The organism is Mesorhizobium sp. M7A.F.Ca.CA.002.09.1.1, assembly GCF_003998555.1.
In the GTDB taxonomy this organism is placed as follows: domain Bacteria; phylum Pseudomonadota; class Alphaproteobacteria; order Rhizobiales; family Rhizobiaceae; genus Mesorhizobium; species Mesorhizobium ciceri.
Map to the genome: position 1 here is coordinate 1 of NZ_RZRR01000025.1, position 16,329 is coordinate 16,329.

The following is a 16,329-nucleotide window of genomic DNA, read 5'->3' on the forward strand; positions in this document are numbered from 1 at the left end:
CCGCTACGGTCAGCGCGGGCGCCAGTGCCGTCGCCAGGCTGCGTCGGCCGGACATGCTCGGCGGGGCATCACGCGTGCCGTCGGTTTCCGATGCGGTCATTTCCAGGGTTCCTGCCAGAATGTGCCGGGCGCCATCTCCGCCGCGCTGCCGACCAGCTTCGCGCCGCCGATCGCCGCCAGCACATGGTATAGCCTGCCGGCGTCAGCCGCTTCCTCGGCGACCGACCGTCTGGGAATGCCCTGACGATAGCGATCGCGCAGTTTTTCCAGTTCCTTGCCTTCCGCGCGAATGATCGGCGCCAGACGCAGCCATTCGTCATCGGATCTGGCCAGCAAGTCTTTGGCTTGCGCGGACGCCCTCACGAACCCCCTGACGGCATCGGGGTTCTCGTTCGCCCATTGGTCATGGAAGACGTAACCGAGCGCCGACACGGGTCCCAGAGCCCCAAGCGTCTTTGCCGCGTCATTCACGCCGATCAATCGACGGAAGCCATTGGCCTCGAGACGGGCGCAAAAATGCCAGAAATTCAGCACTGCATCGAGTTCGCCCTGTATCGCCTTTTCCGAAATCAGCGGCGGCGCGCCAAAGACGATGTCGCTGGTTGCCGACAGGTCGACGCCGAGATCGCGTCTGGTCAGCGCTTGTATCAGCAGCCAACTCTTGTCGAGCGGGCCGCCGGCGACGCCGATCTTCTTGTCCTTGAGATCGGCGACCGTCCGGATCGGTGAACCCTCCTTCACCATGATCGCGCCCACGGCGGTGGAATAGGGGAACAATGTGAGGTCGCCGCCTTCGGAGCGCTGGCGCGAGACCCACAGCCAGTCGGAAACGATCATGTCGATCGCGCCAGCCTGCATCGCGACGTTGGTTGCATCCTCGCCGGCGAAGTCGATGATCTCCAGATCGATCCCGTTCGCGGCATCGAACTTGTGCTGCCGTAGCGTATCGAGTTCCCAACTCACGGTTCCAAACTTCAGCACACCGAGGCGAATCCTGGCTGCCGCAACGGCTGGCCTGGTAGCAAGAACAGCGGCTGTCCCGAGAACCGCCAGACGCAACGTCATGCGCCGTGAAACCATCATGACACCTCCTCCCCAGGGTTCCGCGCTGCCAAATCAGATGGCTCGTTCCTTGCTCGGAAATGCGCATTTCCAGCGCATGACCTTGAGGGTCGGGTGTTCTTGAGACCATTTCGCGATTTCGCTGGGGGCAAGGAACATGCATTGGAACAGGGTGCCGCGGCTCTCGAAATAGAGATGTTCGTCTCGGCAATTGCTCGGATTGGCGCTGAGGCAAACCGTCAATATGAGATCGACCATGTCCATTCAGCACCTCTTGCGCGTTCCCAAACGCCCATCTCGGCGAGTCCAGCCCAACCAGGAGCCAGGACAAAACCGCCACTTGCCGGATTTCTCAAGGTGCCAATGGAGAAACCGGAATGAGGTCAAGCTACGCGCTCGCCCAATAGCCGTCAACAAAGACGAATGGACAGGATCCTTGAGCACCCAGGCCTCTAAACCTTTGTACGATTGACTTTCACAACATGCCGATTAGCTTCCAGGTGACGTGGCGCGGCTCCACGGGAGAAGCGGAATTTCCACGCCACCGCGTAAGGCGCATGCCGACGGATCAAAGGATCGGCATGCACAAATCGTCCAGGGCACCCAGACGATCAATGAGGAAATACCATGCGCGCAATCGCATTTTTCGCAGTCATGTCCGTTGTGCCCTTCATCGCGAGCCAATCCCAGGCACAGGACGCGGCGGCGGGTGAGAAGGTCTTCGCCAAATGCAAGGTCTGCCATGTCGCCGACCAGGACAAGAACAAGGTCGGCCCGTCGTTGAACGGCGTCATCGGCCGAACAGCCGGCACGCACCCGGGGTTCAGCTATTCTCAGGCGATGGTCGCGGCAGGCAAGTCCGGCGTCAAATGGGATGAACCCACGCTGAAGACTTACCTTCACGATCCCAAGGCCATGGTCAAAGGAACAAAGATGGCGTTTGTCGGCCTCAAACAGGACGAAGACATCGCCAATGTCATCGCCTATCTGAAGCAATTCTCGAAATAGCGCGCCGCCGGCCGTTCGAACTTGCGTTCGGCCGGCGTTCGCCTCGATCACGCATCGGCTTGCAGCCCCTGCATTGCCGAAGGCAGATCGAAAAGGCTGTCGCAAACAAGATCGGCGCCAAGCTCTTCCACCGGAATGTGGCTGTAGCCGCCACGCAGCAGAATGACGGGCATGCCGGCGGCGCGTGCGGCGCCCAGGTCAGCGCCACTGTCTCCGACCAGCAGCGCGTCACCCGGGTCGACGCCTAGTTGTGCCAACGCCAGCAGCAGGGCATCGGGCGCCGGTTTCAGGTATGTCACCGCGTCTCCGCCGACGATCGCACCGAAATATTCCGTCAATCCGAAATGAAGCAGGATTTCGCGGGTCGCCAACTGCGGTTTGTTGGTTGCCACCCCCATGCTTACTCCGCCCAAATGAAAGTGGGTGAGGGCCTCCCTGACGCCAGGCATCAGCCTTGTCAGGCCGGTCAGGTGCCGGCGGTAGATAGGCGCCATGACGCGGTTTGCCTCATCGAGAGCGTTGCCGAGCAGTGGCGCTCCCGATGCCGCGAAGGCTCGCTCGATCAGTTTCCTGACACCGCCGCCGATCATGGCCTTGACCCGGTCCAGGCGCAGCGGCGGCAGATCGCGGCTGGCCAGCAATTCGTTGACGGCGGCCGCTATGTCCGGTGCCGAGTCGACCAGCGTGCCGTCGAGGTCGAACAGGATCGCCTTCGGCGATCGAAGCGGCCTACCTGCGCCGACGTTCATGCGTCATCCTTCCACTTGATCGAGCAGCCGATCGAGGCGACCTGGTCCAGCGGCCCGTCGCCGGTTCGGGCAACCTGCTTCATCGCCTCGAACAGATCGCGTCTCAGCCCGGGCGCTCCGGCTTCTCGTCGCGAGGCGTCCAGCCGACCGCGATATTGCAATCCCAACTCGCTGTTGAACCCGAAGAAATCGGGAGTGCACACCGCCACGTAATCGCGCGCTACAGTTTGGCGCTGGTCGTGCAGGTAAGGGAAGCTGAAGCCGTTCGTCGTGGCGAAGAGCTTCATTTGGTCGAAGGAATCCTCCGGGTAGGTGTCGGCATCGTTCGAGTTGATTGCGACAAAGCCGATACCTTCGGCCTTGAGGTCGTTGGCATCGCGCACGATACGTGAAATCACCGCCTTCACATAAGGGCAGTGATTGCAGATGAAGGCCACGACCAGGCCGTTCGGGCCGGCCTGGCTGAGGATCGAATGCGACCTGCCGTCGACGCCGGGCAAAACGGCATCGATCGCGCGCCAGCCGAAATCGCAGACAGGGGGAACGGCCGCCATGCTTGCCTCCGATGAAATGGTTTACGCGGCTTTCCGGATCGCACCGTCGGCCGCCTGTCGGATGGTTCCAATGTTGGCGCGGTAGGCCGCCTCGGTGCCCCCCTTGAACACGGCCGACCCGGCGACCAGCACATTGGCGCCGGCCGCGGCGACCAGCGGGGCGGTTTCGGCCGTGACGCCGCCATCGATTTCGATGTCAATCGGGCGGTGGCCAACCAATGCCTTGATTCGCCTGATCTTCTCGATGACCGCGGAAATGAAGGCCTGGCCGCCGAAGCCTGGATTGACCGTCATCAGAAGCACCAGATCGAGCCTGTCGAGCACATATTCGATGACGCTCTCCGGCGTCGAAGGATTCAGCGATACGCCGGCCTTCTTGCCGAGATTTTTGATCGCCTGCAGGGAACGATCGAGATGCGGCCCGGCCTCTGCATGCACCGTGATGATGTCGCAACCGGCGTCGGCGAAGGCGGCCAGATAGGGGTCGGCCGGCGCGATCATCAGATGGCAGTCGAAGATTTTGTCCGTTCGGTCGCGGATCGCCTTGATCACCGGCGGACCGAAGGTGATGTTGGGCACGAAGTGGCCGTCCATCACGTCGAGATGGATCCAGTCGGCACCCGCCCGCACGACAGCTTCGACCTCGTCGCCGAGCCGCGAGAAATCCGCGGAAAGCACGGAGGGTGCGATGATTGTCCCGGTGACCATGGTCGTCGTCTCCAATTCTGTCTGCGGTGTTGGTCGCTGCGCCGGCCGCTTCGTCGTGTCAGCGCATCTTCGTCTCCGGTTCGCCTTCCAGTTTCCCTTCCGCGAACACGCGGCTGCCGCGAATGTCGGATTCCTCGATGGTGATAAGATCGGCCTTGGTCAACACCCGGCTGCGCGATGCGAAAAGCCGGTTGGCCTGCCGCAGCCGCGCCCGGTCGAGCCCATTGCGAACCGAACGCGCGTTGGAGAAATGCGGCAGCCTCATGCGGATCGGAAGATACTCTTCGAGCGCCTGGGACGCCGCCTCGCTGAGGCGATAATTCTGCTCCGCGAGCATAATCTCGGCGATCGATTTCAGTTCGCTGACGCCATAGTCAGGGAAATCGAGGTGGTGGGCGATGCGCGAACGCATGCCGGGATTGCTGTCGAAGAAGCGGTCCATCTTGTTCTTGTAGCCGGCAAGGATCACAACCAGATCGTCACGGTTGTTCTCCATGCACTGCAGCAGGATTTCGATCGATTCCTGGCCGTAGTCGCGTTCGTTCTCTGGCTTGTAGAGATAGTAGGCCTCGTCGATGAAAAGCACGCCGCCCATGGCACGCTTGATCACCTCGCGGGTCTTGGGCGCGGTGTGGCCCACATACTGGCCGACGAGATCGTCGCGAGTCACGGCGACCATGTGGCCTTCGCGGACATAACCCAGACGATGCAGGATTTCGGCCATCCTCAGCGCCACCGTGGTCTTTCCGGTGCCAGGATTTCCCGTGAAATTCATGTGCAGCGTCGGCGCGCCCGATGTCAGTCCGAACCTGCGGCGAAGCCGGTCGACCAGGAGGAGGGCGGCGATCTCGCGGATGCGGGTCTTGACCGGCTTCAGGCCAACGAGTTCTCGGTCGAGCTTGTCCATCACCTCGTCGATGTTGGACGCCTCGAACTCGGCCTGCAGATCAACCGTCGCGTCTTGTGCGGCAGCGTCCTTTGTCATCGCGTTCAGCATGGTTCGGCTAGCTCCGCTCGCCTTCGGGCCTGTCGGTCGCATAAGGCACGATCGAATAACCCTGGCTGCGGCCGTCACGCTCCTGGCGCAGCAGCCGGAACCCGGGTTCGCTGGGCGGCCGGTTGACAATGAACGACATGCGCGGCGCTTCCCAGCCTTTGGTCGAATCGAAGGCGGTTACCCGCACATACATGTTCGGACAGGCTTTCCGGCAAGCATTGACCTCGAGCAGTATGCCCGCCGGATCTTTCAAGTCGAACATGGGGTTGCCGTACATTTCCCAATAGGTGTTTCGCGGATGCGGATCGTCCGTGTACTCGACGCTGACCGCCCAATGGTTCTTCAGCGCGTATTTGATCTGCGCCGAAATCTGCTCGTCGGTCAGGTCGGGCAGGAACGAGAACTGCCCCTGTGTGACCTTGTTTCCCGGATTGGTCATCATGACGACGGTTCCTTTCGTCTAGAAGCTGGGCGTTGCGGTTGGCACGAAGTCGGCCGTGTCGGTCGATTCGTAGTTGAAGGTGACGTCCTTCCAGGTCTCCAGGGCAGCCTTCAGCGGCGTGCACCATCTGGCCGCCTGTTCGAGGATCTTGGTCCCTTCGCGCAAATAATCGCGCCCCTCGTTGCGGGCCAGGATCATCGCTTCCAAGGCGACGCGATTGGCCGTCGCGCCTGCCTGGATACCGTCCGGATGGCCGATCGTGCCGCCGCCGAACTGCAGGATGACGTCCTCGCCGAGATAGTGGATCAACTGGTGCATCTGGCCGGCATGGATGCCGCCCGAGGCAACGGGCATCACCTTGTTGAGCGAGGCCCATTCCTGATCGAAGAACAGCCCGGTTTCGAGGTTCTGCGGCGTGCGCTCCTCGCGCAGCGTGTCATAAAATCCCTTGATCATGAGCGGGTCGCCTTCCAGCTTGCCGACCACCGTGCCGGCATGGATGTGGTCGACGCCGGCCATGCGCATCCATTTGCAGATGACGCGGAAATTCATGCCGTGGTTCTTCTGGCGCGAATAGGTCGAGTTGCCGGCACGGTGCAGGTGCAGGATCATGTCGTTGCGGCGTGCCCACTTGGCCATCGACTGGATCGCCGTGTAGCCGATGACCAGATCGATCATCACAATGCAGGAGCCAAGTTGCTTGGCGAATTCGGCGCGCTCGTACATCTCCTCCATCGTGCCGGCGGTGACGTTGAGATAATGGCCCTTGACCTCGCCGGTGGCGGCCGACGCCTTGTTCACGGCCTCCATGCAGTAGAGGAAGCGGTCGCGCCAATGCATGAAGGGCTGCGAGTTGATATTCTCGTCGTCCTTGACGAAGTCGAGGCCGCCCTTCAGCGCTTCATAAACGACGCGCCCGTAATTGCGTCCCGACAGGCCGAGCTTCGGCTTCGTCGTTGCGCCGAGCAGCGGCCGGCCGAACTTGTCGAGCCGCTCACGCTCCACCACGATGCCGGTCGCCGGCCCCTGGAAGGTTTTGAGATACGCCACCGGGATACGCATGTCTTCCAGCCGCAACGCCTTGACTGCCTTGAAGCCGAACACATTGCCGATGATCGATGCGGTCAGGTTGGCGATCGAGCCCGGCTCGAACAGGTCGAGGTCGTAGGCGATGTAGGCGAAGTACTGTTGCTCGGTCTTGGTTCCGGGACCGGTGTTCGGCACCGGCTCGGATCTGAACGCCTTGGCGCGATAGAGCTCGCAAGCTGTCAGCCGGTCGGTCCACACCACGGTCCACGTCGCGGTGGAGGATTCACCGGCGATGGCGGCTGCCGCCTCCTCGTGGTCGACACCGGGTTGCGGCGTGATCCGGAACATGGCGATCAGATCGGTTTCCTTGGGCCTGTAGTCAGGCTCCCAGTAGCCCATCTTCTTGTAGGGGATGACCCCTGACTTGTAGCGCTCCTTGCCTTCCTTGAGCGTCCCCGCTGGCAGTATGTCGATCTTGTTCATGACAGGTCTCCTGTTTGTTGCTCAGGCGGCTTTCGCGGTTGCGATTTGGGGGTCGAGTTTTCCCGCGGCGTAACGTTTCGCCATCTCGTCCATGGCGATGACCTTGATCTTCGAGGCGTTGGACGCCGTACCGAAACGCTCGAAGCGGTCCCGGCAAAGGTCGCGCAAGGCATCCATGGCGGGCTTCAGGAATTTGCGGGGATCGAACTCGCGCGGGTCTTCCGTCGCGACGCGGCGGAACTGCCCGGCCATGGCCATGCGGCAATCGGTGTCGATATTGACCTTGCGCACGCCGTAGCGGATGCCGCGCTCGATCTCCTCGACCGGGACGCCAAAAGTCTGGGGCATCTCGCCGCCGTATCTGTTGATGATGTCCTGCAACTCCTGCGGCACAGAGGAAGAGCCGTGCATGACCAGATGCGTGTTGGGCAGCTTCTCGTGGATCGCCTCGATCACCTGCATGGCCAGGATGTCGCCGTCCGGCTTGCGGGTGAATTTGTAGGCACCGTGCGAGGTGCCGCAGGCAATCGCCAGCGCGTCGACTTGGGTTGCGGTCACGAAGTCGACCGCCTGATCGGGATCGGTCAGGAGCTGGTCGTGGGAGAGCGCGCCCTCGGCGCCGTGGCCATCCTCGGCCTCGCCTTGGCCGGTTTCCAGCGAGCCGAGCACGCCCAGTTCGCCTTCGACGGAAGCGCCGACCCAATGCGCCATACGTGCGACGCGTTCGGTTATGGCGACGTTGTAGTCGTAGCTTGCCGGCGTCTTGGCGTCCGCCATCAAGGATCCGTCCATCATCACCGAGGTGAAGCCGTGGCGGATCGCGGAAAGGCAGGTGGCCTCGCTGTTGCCGTGGTCTTGATGGATGCATAGCGGGATGGTTGGGTGGATTTCGGTCAGCGCCTCCATCATCTTGGCCAGCATGATGTCGTTGGCATAGGTCCGGGCGCCACGCGAAGCCTGGATGATGACAGGCGCGTCGCAGGCCTTGGCCGCTTCCATGATGGCGAGGCCCTGTTCCATGTTGTTGATGTTGAATGCCGGTACGCCGTAGCCGTGCTCGGCGGCATGGTCGAGAAGCTGGCGAAGGGTGATGCGAGCCATTGTGAATCCTCCTAGATGATGAGCTTCAGCGCCGCTGCAGCAACCGCTTCGGACGTTATGTTGAAATGCCGGTAGAGGTCGGGGGCAGGGGCGCTGGCGCCGAAGCCGGTCATGCCGACGAAAGCGCCGGTCTCGCCGATCCAGCGGTCCCAGCCCAGCCGGGCTGCCGCTTCGACCGCGACGCGCGGCGCCGAGCCGAGGACGGCCTTGCGGGTGGCTCTTTCCTGCTCCTCGAAAAGCTCCCAGCACGGCATCGACACGACGGCGGCGGCGACGCCATGCTCGGTCTCCAGCCTTTCGGCGGCAGCAACCGCGATCTCGACCTCCGAGCCGGTGGCGATCAGGGTGACGGCACGGTGCTCGGCTGGTTCGCGCAGGACGTAGGCACCCTGGCGGGAGCGGTTCTCGTCACTGTGCGACCGACGCAGCATCGGCAGGTTCTGGCGCGACAGCACCAGCACGCTCGGCCGATCCTTGCTCTTCAGCGCGAGTTCCCAGCACTCCGCCGTTTCGATGACATCCGCCGGACGGAAGACGTTGAGATTGGGCGTGGCACGCAGCATCGCCAGGTGCTCGACCGGCTGGTGCGTCGGGCCGTCCTCGCCGAGGCCGATGGAATCGTGTGTCATCACATAGATGACGCGCTGGCCCATGAGCGCCGAGAGCCGCATCGCGCCGCGCGCATAATCGGCGAAGCACAGGAACGTACCGCCATAGGGCACGAACCCTCCATGCAGCGCGATGCCGTTCATGGCGGCCGCCATGCCGTGTTCACGAATGCCGTAGTGAATGTAGCGGCCGGCATAGTCACTCGGCGCAATGCGGTTCATGCCCTTGGTGATCGTCAGATTCGAGTGCGTCAGATCGGCCGAGCCGCCGACGGTCAATTCCGTTGCGCCGTTGATGGCCTCCAGCACCATTTCGGAGGCTTTTCGCGTCGCCACCTTGGTTGCCTTCTCGACATGTTCGCGACGAAAGGCTTCGAGCGCGTCGAAGACCGTGTCGGCCAGTTCGGCGGCGACGGCGTTTTCAAAAGCCTCGCGTCGCGGCGAGGCGGCAAGCCGCTGCTCCCAGGCGCGCCGCATCGCTTCGCCGCGACCGGCAATCTCGCGCCAGGCGAAAAGGATATCATCCGGCACCTCGAACGGCGCGTGGGCCCAGCCGATGTTTTCGCGTGTCGCGGCGATCTCTGCTTCACCCAGCGGTGCGCCGTGCGTCTTTTCCGAACCGCCGAGATTGGGGGCACCCATGCCGATCACTGTGCGGCAGGCAATCAGCGATGGCCGATCCGACCGCCGCGCCGCCTCGATTGCCGCGGCGACTGCTGCCATGTCGTGCCCGGCGACACTTTGGACATCCCAGCCGGCGGCCTTGAAGCGCGCCGGCTGGTCCATCGACGTGGAGAGGGAGGTCGGCCCGTCAATGGAAATCGCATTGTCGTCCCAGAAGACAATCAGGCGGGAAAGCTTCAGGTGACCAGCGAGATCTATCGCCTCGTGACTGATTCCCTCCTGAAGGCAGCCGTCGCCCGCAATCACATAGGTATGATGATCGACCAGATCGGCACCGTAGCGGGCGGCAAGCATGCGTTCCGCCAGCGCCATGCCGACCGCCGTGGAAATGCCCTGTCCAAGCGGTCCGGTGGTGGTCTCCACGCCAAGCGCATGGCCGTATTCCGGATGTCCGGCGGTGCGGCTGCCCAGCTGCCGAAATCGCTGCAATTCCTCGACCTGCATGTCTTCGTAGCCGAGCAGATGATGCAGCGCGTACTGCAGCATCGAGCCGTGGCCGGCTGAAAGCACGAAACGGTCACGGTCGGGCCAGTCCGGTCTCGACGGATCGATATTGATGAAGCGGTTGAACAGCACCGTTGCGACATCGGCCATGCCCATCGGCATGCCGGGATGACCCGAATTCGCCTTTTGGACGCTGTCCATCGCCAGCGCGCGAATGGCGTTCGCCATGTCGCGCTCAGAGACGAGAGCGGTTGTGGTGACGGGCTTCAGTGCTGTTTGGCTGGTCATTGCATCCTCCTCACGACACACGGCTCTTGCGTTCAACCAATTGCAGGATGAGCGGCGTCAGGATCAGCTGCATGGCAAGATCGAGCTTGTTGCCTGGCACCACGATGGAATTTGGCCGCGACATGAACGAGTCGTGGATCATCGACAGCAGATACGGAAAATCGATGCCGCGCGGATTGGCGAAGCGGATAACCAGCATCGATTCGTCGGGTGTCGGAATCCAGCGCGCGATGAACGGGTTGGACGTATCGACGATCGGCACGCGCTGGAAGTTGATGGCGGTCTGCGAGAATTGCGGGACAATGTAGCGGACATAGTCGGGCATCCGGCGCAGGATCACGTCCATCACCGCCTCGGTGGAATAGCCGCGTGTCGAACGGTCGCGATGGATCTTCTGGATCCATTCGAGATTGATGACCGGCACGACGCCGATCTTGAGATCCGCATGCTTGGCCAGATTGATCGTGTCGGTGACGACACAGCCGTGCAGCCCCTCGTAGAAGAGCAGGTCGCTGGGAGCGAATTCGCGCCATTCGGTAAAGGTTCCCGGTGGCGTGCCGTGCTGCTTTTCCTCTTCCTCATCATGAATGTAGGTGCGGGTCTTGCCGGTTCCGCGACGGCCATATTCCGCGAACACCTCTTCGAGAATTCCGAGTTCGTTGGCCGCGGCATTGAAATGGGTGAAGTTCGGGTTGCCGGCCTTTTCCTCCTCGGCCACCTTTGCCTTCATCGCCGCGCGGTCGTAGCGGTGAAATGCGTCGCCTTCGATGAAAGCGGCCTCGATGTTCTCGCGCCGGAAAATCAGCTCGAAGATGCGCTTGACCGAGGTCGTGCCGGCGCCCGACGACCCGGTGATGGTGATGATGGGGTGCTTGGCTGACATGGTGCAGCTCAGGCTCTGAACAGGCCGCGGCGGCTGAACAGCGGCGCACGCTCACCGATGTTGCTCGGCTCTGTGTGGTAGCGCGTGATGCGCGCGACTTCCCGCGCCGACCCGAAGATCATCGGCACGCGCTGATGCAGGCTCTCGGGCTCGATTTCCAGGATGCGGGTGATCGCGTCGGTGGCGGCACCACCAGCCTGCTCTATGAGATAGGCGATCGGGTTGGCCTCGTAGACGAGGCGCAGCCGTCCCTGACCATAGCCCTTGCGCCGATCGCCGGGGTAGAGAAAAACGCCGCCGCGCATCAATATGCGGTAACAGTCGGCGACCAGAGAGGCGATCCAGCGCATGTTGAAATCCTTCTCGCGCGGTCCTTCGGTGCCCTCCAGGCAGTCGTCGACATAGAGCCGCACAGCCTCGTCCCAGTGCCGGTAGTTGGCGGCGTTGATGGCGAACTCCTGAGTGCGTTGCGGAATGATCCGGCTTTCATAGGCCTGGACGAAGGTGCCGAGCCTTGTCGAGAAGACGAAGACATGCGTGCCGCTGCCGAGCGACAGGACGAGTGCCAGCTGCGGCCCATAGATGAAGAAACCGGCGCCTAGCTGGTTCACGCCCGCCTGCAAGAAAGAGGCGGCCGGATCAGCGTCCGGCGCGCCAGTTGCGGTCAGGAGCGAGAAGATCGTTCCGATCGACACGTTGGTGTCGATGTTGGAAGAGCCGTCGAGCGGGTCGATCGCAATGGCGAGTGGCGCTTGCCTGTCGAGCAGGACTGGCTGCTCCAGCTCCTCGGAGGCGTAAAGCGCCACCGGCGCACGGCGCATGGCGTCGAGGAAGATGTCGTCGGAGAAGACGTCGAGATCCTTCTGGACGTCGCCGTCGGCATTGGCGCCACGGGTCTCGGCAAAGGCGGCGCCGAGCACCCCTTGGTTGATGGTGTTGCGGACCTTGATGGCGGCCTGTGTCAACTGACGGACGGTCGTCACAACGGCCGAGCGGAATTCGTCTGGCTGGCCGAGATAGGAGTTCAGAAAAGCGTCGAGCGTTGCCGCTGGCATCGTAACCTCCCCTCCGGCCGCATCTCCTCGGAGCGGCTGGACTGGAGGAATGGAAACAAACGTCACACGATAAGTAAAATTCAATAACTTTACCTGGTCAGTAAAAATAACTTAGTATGCGACATGAGAAACCTCACGCTCAAGCATTTCAAGACCGTCCAGGCAATCATCAAGTGCGGCAAAATTGTCAGCGCAGCCAAGATGTTAGGCCTGTCTCCTCCAGCGCTGACAATCCAACTGCGACAAGTGGAGGAAGAATTCCAGCTGGCTCTGTTCGACCGAACGTCGGACGGCATGCGTCCCACTGCCGCAGGTCTGGCTTTCGTCGAGACAGCGCAGGTTATCGAGGAGCATCTCGGTTTGCTCGAAGACAAGATGGATGCCATCAAGGGCGTACGCACCGGCAGCTTGAGGCTCGGCGTCGTTTCCACAGCCAAATATTTCGCGCCGCGGCTGATGGCTGCGTTCATGAAGGACCATCCCGACATCGACATGCGGCTTGCCATCGGCAATCGTGCCCAGACGATCGACAACCTCAGGAACCACGACATCGATATCGCGCTGATGGGGCGTCCGGCGAAAGAGGTTCCGGTGCGTGCTTCGGTCTTCGGTGATCATCCGCTGGTCATCATCGCGCCGCCCGACCATCCCTTGGTGGCGGCGCGCGATATCTCCAAGGAGCGGATTGCCGAGGAGCATTTCCTTATTCGCGAGCCCGGCTCCGGAACCCGTATCTCGTTGGAAATATTCCTGAGCGACGTGCCTGGGCGCATCGACGACCTCGGTGTCGAGATGGCCTCGAACGAAACGATCAAGCAGGCGGTGATGGCTGGTCTGGGCATCGCCTTCATCTCTGCTCACACCATCGCTGCGGAAACCGAGGCAGGCCGGCTTGTCATCCTCGACGTTGTCGGCATGCCGATCCGCCGACAATGGTTCTCGGTGATGCGAACCGATCACGCAATCTCGCCGGCGATGGCCACATTCAACGATTTCCTGATGCGCAAGGGCGCAATGTACCTGCCCCTTTTCGGAAAGCTGTATCCAGACAAGGCTGGATGACACTGCACGAGCGCAACGGATGAAAGTCCGGTGGAGAACGCCCGCGCTCGTTGGTATTATATAAGCGATATGTTATGTTGCAGTGCGAAAGAGCGGGGGCCACGTCCTTTCACACCGTAAGCGATCTGTATGTGCAACCCCTGCAGACTGTTCGGAACTCTCCCGGGTATGGGTTCGGGAATTCGATGGGGAAAAGGGGTAATGCTTTACACACTCGTTATGATGGTCTGCCTGACGGATGGACCGCGGACCTGCGAACAACGCGAGGAAATGGTAGACGGTCTGGCGATGAATCCCGGGACTGCCTTCATGCAGGCGCAGCCGCTGGTGGCAAGGTGGATCGAGACGCATCCCGGTTATTTCGTGCAGCGCTGGCGTGTGCTGCCTGGCAGAGAGTCGTGAGACAGGCGGCCAAGGTCTATTTCTTCACGATGAGCGTTTCCGAGACAGTCTTCGACAACTGGTAAAGCCGCTGCTCGATTATCGTCGGCACATCGCAGACATAAGTCAGCGACTGGACGCGTTCGTTGAAAATTCGCGTCGCGAAATTCAGTTGATCGGTTCGCCGTTCTACTTCGTCCGGATCCGCATCGGCCTTGGCGCGCAGCGCGTCCACTTCGGATGCTTCCTTGCGCAACTGTGCCGCCATTTCCAGCTGTTTGTGGGCATAGCGGGAGATGCCGGAGATCACGTGCGAACGCTCGGCGTCCATGTGATCGAACATTCCCTGCACCAGCATCGTCATTTTGGTTGCGACCTGCTCGGGCGGTAGGGAAGTCGCGAAATCCTTGATCTCCTTCTGGGCTTGTGCAATCGGCGTCCGCCGGGCCGCCACAGCATCGACAAGCGCCGACACGCCTGGATCCTTCGCCCAATCCTTCGCGGTCGCCGGAAGCTCCGGCCCATTCCAGATCTGGCCAAGCGAGAGCTGTGGCACCTTACGCTGCATGCAGGGCCAGTCGGGATCGGTGTTTGCCGCGGCGGCGCCCTCCATCGACGCAAGCGTGGTGACCAGAACCAGAGTGTGAACAAGTCTCATTCGCGCCATCAGGCGTTTCCTCCCATGTCCTGTTTGCGGATCACCAAACCGCGCGAAGGGTCGTATGCGATGATGGCGCCGCCCAGGAACAGCAGCGTGCAGCCGGCGACGACGCCCAGCGACAGCCATTCGATCTGCCCGTAGAAGGCAAAACGGATCAGTTCGACGGCATAGGTGAACGGGTTGCAGAGGCAGATCTTGTAGAGCAGGGGGCTCGCCTCCTGGATGCGCCACAAGGGATACAGCGCCGGAGACGCGAAATAGCCGGGAAAGATGACGAAGTTCATGATGCCGGCGAAGTTTTCAAGCTGCTTGATCAGCGAAGACAAGAGCATGCCGAGCGCGCAAAGCATCATGCCCGACAGGAACAGTGCCGGCAGAACATAGAGATAGCCGAGTGGCGGCGCTTTGACGCCCCACAACCAGGCAACGATCAGGAACGCGTAGACCTGCACGATCGATACGGCCACACCGGCCAGCATCTTCGACACCAGCAGGAACCAGCGCGGAAACGGGCTGACCAGCAGGATGCGCATGTTGCCCATCTCGCGGTCGTAGACCATCGACAGTGAAGACTGCATGCCGGAAAACAGCAGGATCATGCCGCAAAGGCCCGGCGTGATATAGACCTCGTAGAGCACATAGGTCTTGTAGGGCGGGATGATCGACACGCCAAGCACCTGGCGAAAGCCGGCCGCGAAGATGAACAGCCAGACCAGCGGCCGGACCAGCGAGGAAATGAAGCGTTCGCGCTGGTGCAGGAAGCGCAGGCACTCGCGCAGGACGACGCCTTTCAGGCAAATGAGATAGTGGCGCAGGCCGAATGGCTCGGACCGCACCGGCATGATGCCGGCGACCTTTCCGGGCATCGAAGGGGCGCTCATGGCGACGTCTCCGTCATGCCCGCCGCATCGACGCGGCTGAGCTTCGAAAAGGTTTCGCGAATCGAACTTCCGCCGTTCGCACGGATCACATCCGACACCTTGCCGCTGGCGACCAGGTCACCCCGCCGCAGTATGATGACATGGTCGGCGTCTTCGACTTCGTCGATCAGATGCGTGGCCCAGAGCACGCCGATGCCCTCTGCTTGGACGAGCTTGCGGATGGTGGCGAGGATGCCCGCGCGAGATTCGATATCCAGGCCGACGGTCGCCTCGTCAAGCAGGAGCAGGGAAGGTCGGTGCAGCAGCGCCCTGGCGATTTCGATGCGCCGCATCTGACCGCCGGAGAGGCTGCGTGCCTTGTCATGCTGGCGGCCCTGCATGTCGACCGTTTCCAGCAGCGCGGCAATGCGCTGGCGAGCTTCGCGTCCGCCAATGCCATGCAACGAGGCATGGTAGGAGAGATTCTGGTAGACGCTGAGGTCGAGATCGAGCGTGCGTGCCTGGAACACGATGCCGACCCGCCTGAGTGCTTCGCCGGACGCGCGGCGAATGTCATGGCTGAAGATGCGGATCGATCCGTGACGCGTGTCGTAGAGGTGGCTTATCAGTGAGAACAGCGTCGTCTTGCCGGCCCCGTTGAGGCCGAGCAGAACGGTGAAAGTCGCCGGCGCGATCGAGAAGGAGACGTCGTTGAGCGCCCGCTTCTGGCCATAGGAATGGCTGACGGCTCGGACATCGAGCGCCGCCACCTCGTCTCCCGGTCCGCTTGTCCTCATATGCTGCATACCGGATCGCTCCTTCAGGACGCGTTGGCCTATTGGCGCCCCTGATCGCCTTTTGTCTTACTTGATCGTAATCTTGCCCTTCAGTCCCTTGTCGGCAAGGTCGGGAACCGACCAGGTATATTCGCCCGGGCGAACGGTATGGAACTGCACCTGGATCGTTCCCGCGTCGTCGAATTCCAGCCAGGCCGGTCCGCCGTCCATATGCACTTCCAAATCGTTGATGACGATCTGGTCCATCCAGACATTGCGGAAGAGATCGGTCACGAACTTGTACTCGAAACCGCCCTTGGACGTGATCTTCCAGCGATAGCCCTGGCCGGCGATCAGCTCGAAGTCCTTCTGATTGACCGCATAGGTGGAATCGGCCGAACCGATAATCAATTCCGGCAGGTTCTTGCTGGCACGCGACGGTTTTGACGTCGCATCGTCGGCGTTTGCTACGATCGGAGCAAGGACAAATCCGG

The 16,329-nt window shown here is 61.7% G+C and carries 19 protein-coding genes; 3 read left to right on the forward strand and 16 right to left on the reverse strand.

All coding sequences use genetic code 11. The features are described from left to right. Positions 1 to 96 precede the first annotated feature (96 nt). Positions 97 to 1,083, reverse strand: coding sequence for an ABC transporter substrate-binding protein (locus tag EN994_RS02385; RefSeq protein ID WP_063167846.1), 987 nt, complete (start codon positions 1,081 to 1,083; stop codon positions 97 to 99). Between the two features lie 33 nt (positions 1,084 to 1,116). After that, the gene (locus EN994_RS02390) at positions 1,117 to 1,326 is read right to left on the reverse strand and encodes a hypothetical protein (protein ID WP_013532063.1); all 210 of its coding nucleotides are present in this window, start codon (positions 1,324 to 1,326) and stop codon (positions 1,117 to 1,119) included. 363 nt (positions 1,327 to 1,689) lie between these two features. Between EN994_RS02390 and EN994_RS02395 the strand changes: the two genes are divergently transcribed. Further along, on the forward strand, positions 1,690 to 2,070 hold the full coding sequence (locus tag EN994_RS02395) for a cytochrome c family protein (protein ID WP_024504374.1): 381 nt from the start codon (positions 1,690 to 1,692) through the stop codon (positions 2,068 to 2,070). A gap of 47 nt (positions 2,071 to 2,117) precedes the next feature. Here EN994_RS02395 and gph read toward each other — a convergent pair whose 3' ends face one another. The 10 genes from gph to EN994_RS02445 are packed head-to-tail and all read right to left on the reverse strand — an operon-like array spanning position 2,118 to position 12,095. Next, on the reverse strand, positions 2,118 to 2,819 hold the full coding sequence (gene gph / locus EN994_RS02400; RefSeq protein ID WP_013532061.1) for a phosphoglycolate phosphatase: 702 nt from the start codon (positions 2,817 to 2,819) through the stop codon (positions 2,118 to 2,120). Further along, positions 2,816 to 3,373, reverse strand: a complete 558-nt coding sequence (locus EN994_RS02405) for a thioredoxin family protein (RefSeq protein WP_013532060.1) — start codon at positions 3,371 to 3,373, stop codon at positions 2,816 to 2,818. The genes gph and EN994_RS02405 overlap by 4 nt, the downstream gene beginning before the upstream one ends. Positions 3,374 to 3,394: 21 nt before the next feature. Next, a complete protein-coding gene (rpe, locus tag EN994_RS02410) occupies positions 3,395 to 4,081 on the reverse strand; it encodes a ribulose-phosphate 3-epimerase (RefSeq protein ID WP_063167847.1) in 687 nt (228 codons plus the stop codon). A gap of 58 nt (positions 4,082 to 4,139) precedes the next feature. Beyond that, positions 4,140 to 5,078, reverse strand: coding sequence for a CbbX protein (cbbX, locus tag EN994_RS02415; RefSeq protein WP_013532058.1), 939 nt, complete (start codon positions 5,076 to 5,078; stop codon positions 4,140 to 4,142). 7 nt (positions 5,079 to 5,085) lie between these two features. Further along, entirely contained in the window at positions 5,086 to 5,520 is a 435-nt protein-coding gene (locus tag EN994_RS02420) for a ribulose bisphosphate carboxylase small subunit (RefSeq protein WP_013532057.1), read from the reverse strand. 18 nt (positions 5,521 to 5,538) lie between these two features. Continuing rightward, complete coding sequence (locus tag EN994_RS02425) at positions 5,539 to 7,032, reverse strand: ribulose-bisphosphate carboxylase large subunit (protein WP_013532056.1); 1,494 nt, start codon at positions 7,030 to 7,032, stop codon at positions 5,539 to 5,541. A gap of 21 nt (positions 7,033 to 7,053) precedes the next feature. Further along, the gene (gene fba, locus EN994_RS02430; RefSeq protein ID WP_063167848.1) at positions 7,054 to 8,133 is read right to left on the reverse strand and encodes a class II fructose-bisphosphate aldolase; all 1,080 of its coding nucleotides are present in this window, start codon (positions 8,131 to 8,133) and stop codon (positions 7,054 to 7,056) included. A gap of 11 nt (positions 8,134 to 8,144) precedes the next feature. Further along, entirely contained in the window at positions 8,145 to 10,157 is a 2,013-nt protein-coding gene (tkt, locus tag EN994_RS02435) for a transketolase (RefSeq protein ID WP_063167849.1), read from the reverse strand. A 10-nt stretch (positions 10,158 to 10,167) separates the two neighbouring features. Continuing rightward, positions 10,168 to 11,040: a phosphoribulokinase gene (locus EN994_RS02440; protein WP_013532053.1), complete on the reverse strand. Its 873-nt coding sequence runs from the start codon at positions 11,038 to 11,040 to the stop codon at positions 10,168 to 10,170. 8 nt (positions 11,041 to 11,048) lie between these two features. Beyond that, positions 11,049 to 12,095, reverse strand: coding sequence for a class 1 fructose-bisphosphatase (locus EN994_RS02445; protein WP_013532052.1), 1,047 nt, complete (start codon positions 12,093 to 12,095; stop codon positions 11,049 to 11,051). Between the two features lie 123 nt (positions 12,096 to 12,218). Here EN994_RS02445 and EN994_RS02450 point away from each other — a divergent pair, with 123 nt between their 5' ends. Together EN994_RS02450 and EN994_RS02455 are read left to right on the forward strand one after the other, a co-directional pair. Beyond that, positions 12,219 to 13,157 carry a LysR family transcriptional regulator gene (locus EN994_RS02450; protein WP_013532051.1) on the forward strand — a complete coding sequence of 313 codons (939 nt, stop codon included), beginning with the start codon at positions 12,219 to 12,221 and terminating at the stop codon, positions 13,155 to 13,157. Positions 13,158 to 13,358: 201 nt separating this feature from the next. Continuing rightward, positions 13,359 to 13,559, forward strand: a complete 201-nt coding sequence (locus EN994_RS02455; protein WP_013532050.1) for a hypothetical protein — start codon at positions 13,359 to 13,361, stop codon at positions 13,557 to 13,559. Positions 13,560 to 13,575: 16 nt separating this feature from the next. On the opposite strand, the gene EN994_RS02460 is transcribed toward EN994_RS02455, so the two are convergent. From EN994_RS02460 to EN994_RS02475, 4 genes are all read right to left on the reverse strand, one after another. After that, the gene (locus tag EN994_RS02460; protein WP_244514294.1) at positions 13,576 to 14,151 is read right to left on the reverse strand and encodes a hypothetical protein; all 576 of its coding nucleotides are present in this window, start codon (positions 14,149 to 14,151) and stop codon (positions 13,576 to 13,578) included. A 53-nt stretch (positions 14,152 to 14,204) separates the two neighbouring features. Further along, positions 14,205 to 15,041 (reverse strand): ABC transporter permease, encoded by an 837-nt coding sequence (locus tag EN994_RS02465; RefSeq protein WP_050580490.1) that lies wholly within the window; start codon positions 15,039 to 15,041, stop codon positions 14,205 to 14,207. Positions 15,042 to 15,076: 35 nt separating this feature from the next. Next, the gene (locus EN994_RS02470) at positions 15,077 to 15,865 is read right to left on the reverse strand and encodes an ATP-binding cassette domain-containing protein (RefSeq protein ID WP_063167850.1); all 789 of its coding nucleotides are present in this window, start codon (positions 15,863 to 15,865) and stop codon (positions 15,077 to 15,079) included. A gap of 57 nt (positions 15,866 to 15,922) precedes the next feature. Beyond that, positions 15,923 to 16,329 (reverse strand): hypothetical protein (locus tag EN994_RS02475; RefSeq protein ID WP_127307386.1); only part of this gene is annotated, 407 nt, incomplete at its 5' end.

Excerpts from the sequence above, each read along its gene's own strand:
- EN994_RS02385 (WP_063167846.1), bottom strand. The coding sequence starts at position 1,083 with ATGATGGTTTCACGGCGCATGACGTTGCGTCTGGCGGTTCTCGGGACA.
- EN994_RS02390 (WP_013532063.1), bottom strand. The coding sequence starts at position 1,326 with ATGGACATGGTCGATCTCATATTGACGGTTTGCCTCAGCGCCAATCCG.
- EN994_RS02395 (WP_024504374.1), top strand. The coding sequence starts at position 1,690 with ATGCGCGCAATCGCATTTTTCGCAGTCATGTCCGTTGTGCCCTTCATC.
- gph (WP_013532061.1), bottom strand. The coding sequence starts at position 2,819 with ATGAACGTCGGCGCAGGTAGGCCGCTTCGATCGCCGAAGGCGATCCTG.
- EN994_RS02405 (WP_013532060.1), bottom strand. The coding sequence starts at position 3,373 with ATGGCGGCCGTTCCCCCTGTCTGCGATTTCGGCTGGCGCGCGATCGAT.
- rpe (WP_063167847.1), bottom strand. The coding sequence starts at position 4,081 with ATGGTCACCGGGACAATCATCGCACCCTCCGTGCTTTCCGCGGATTTC.
- cbbX (WP_013532058.1), bottom strand. The coding sequence starts at position 5,078 with ATGCTGAACGCGATGACAAAGGACGCTGCCGCACAAGACGCGACGGTT.
- EN994_RS02420 (WP_013532057.1), bottom strand. The coding sequence starts at position 5,520 with ATGATGACCAATCCGGGAAACAAGGTCACACAGGGGCAGTTCTCGTTC.
- EN994_RS02425 (WP_013532056.1), bottom strand. The coding sequence starts at position 7,032 with ATGAACAAGATCGACATACTGCCAGCGGGGACGCTCAAGGAAGGCAAG.
- fba (WP_063167848.1), bottom strand. The coding sequence starts at position 8,133 with ATGGCTCGCATCACCCTTCGCCAGCTTCTCGACCATGCCGCCGAGCAC.
- tkt (WP_063167849.1), bottom strand. The coding sequence starts at position 10,157 with ATGACCAGCCAAACAGCACTGAAGCCCGTCACCACAACCGCTCTCGTC.
- EN994_RS02440 (WP_013532053.1), bottom strand. The coding sequence starts at position 11,040 with ATGTCAGCCAAGCACCCCATCATCACCATCACCGGGTCGTCGGGCGCC.
- EN994_RS02445 (WP_013532052.1), bottom strand. The coding sequence starts at position 12,095 with ATGCCAGCGGCAACGCTCGACGCTTTTCTGAACTCCTATCTCGGCCAG.
- EN994_RS02450 (WP_013532051.1), top strand. The coding sequence starts at position 12,219 with ATGAGAAACCTCACGCTCAAGCATTTCAAGACCGTCCAGGCAATCATC.
- EN994_RS02455 (WP_013532050.1), top strand. The coding sequence starts at position 13,359 with ATGCTTTACACACTCGTTATGATGGTCTGCCTGACGGATGGACCGCGG.
- EN994_RS02460 (WP_244514294.1), bottom strand. The coding sequence starts at position 14,151 with ATGGAGGGCGCCGCCGCGGCAAACACCGATCCCGACTGGCCCTGCATG.
- EN994_RS02465 (WP_050580490.1), bottom strand. The coding sequence starts at position 15,041 with ATGCCGGTGCGGTCCGAGCCATTCGGCCTGCGCCACTATCTCATTTGC.
- EN994_RS02470 (WP_063167850.1), bottom strand. The coding sequence starts at position 15,865 with ATGCAGCATATGAGGACAAGCGGACCGGGAGACGAGGTGGCGGCGCTC.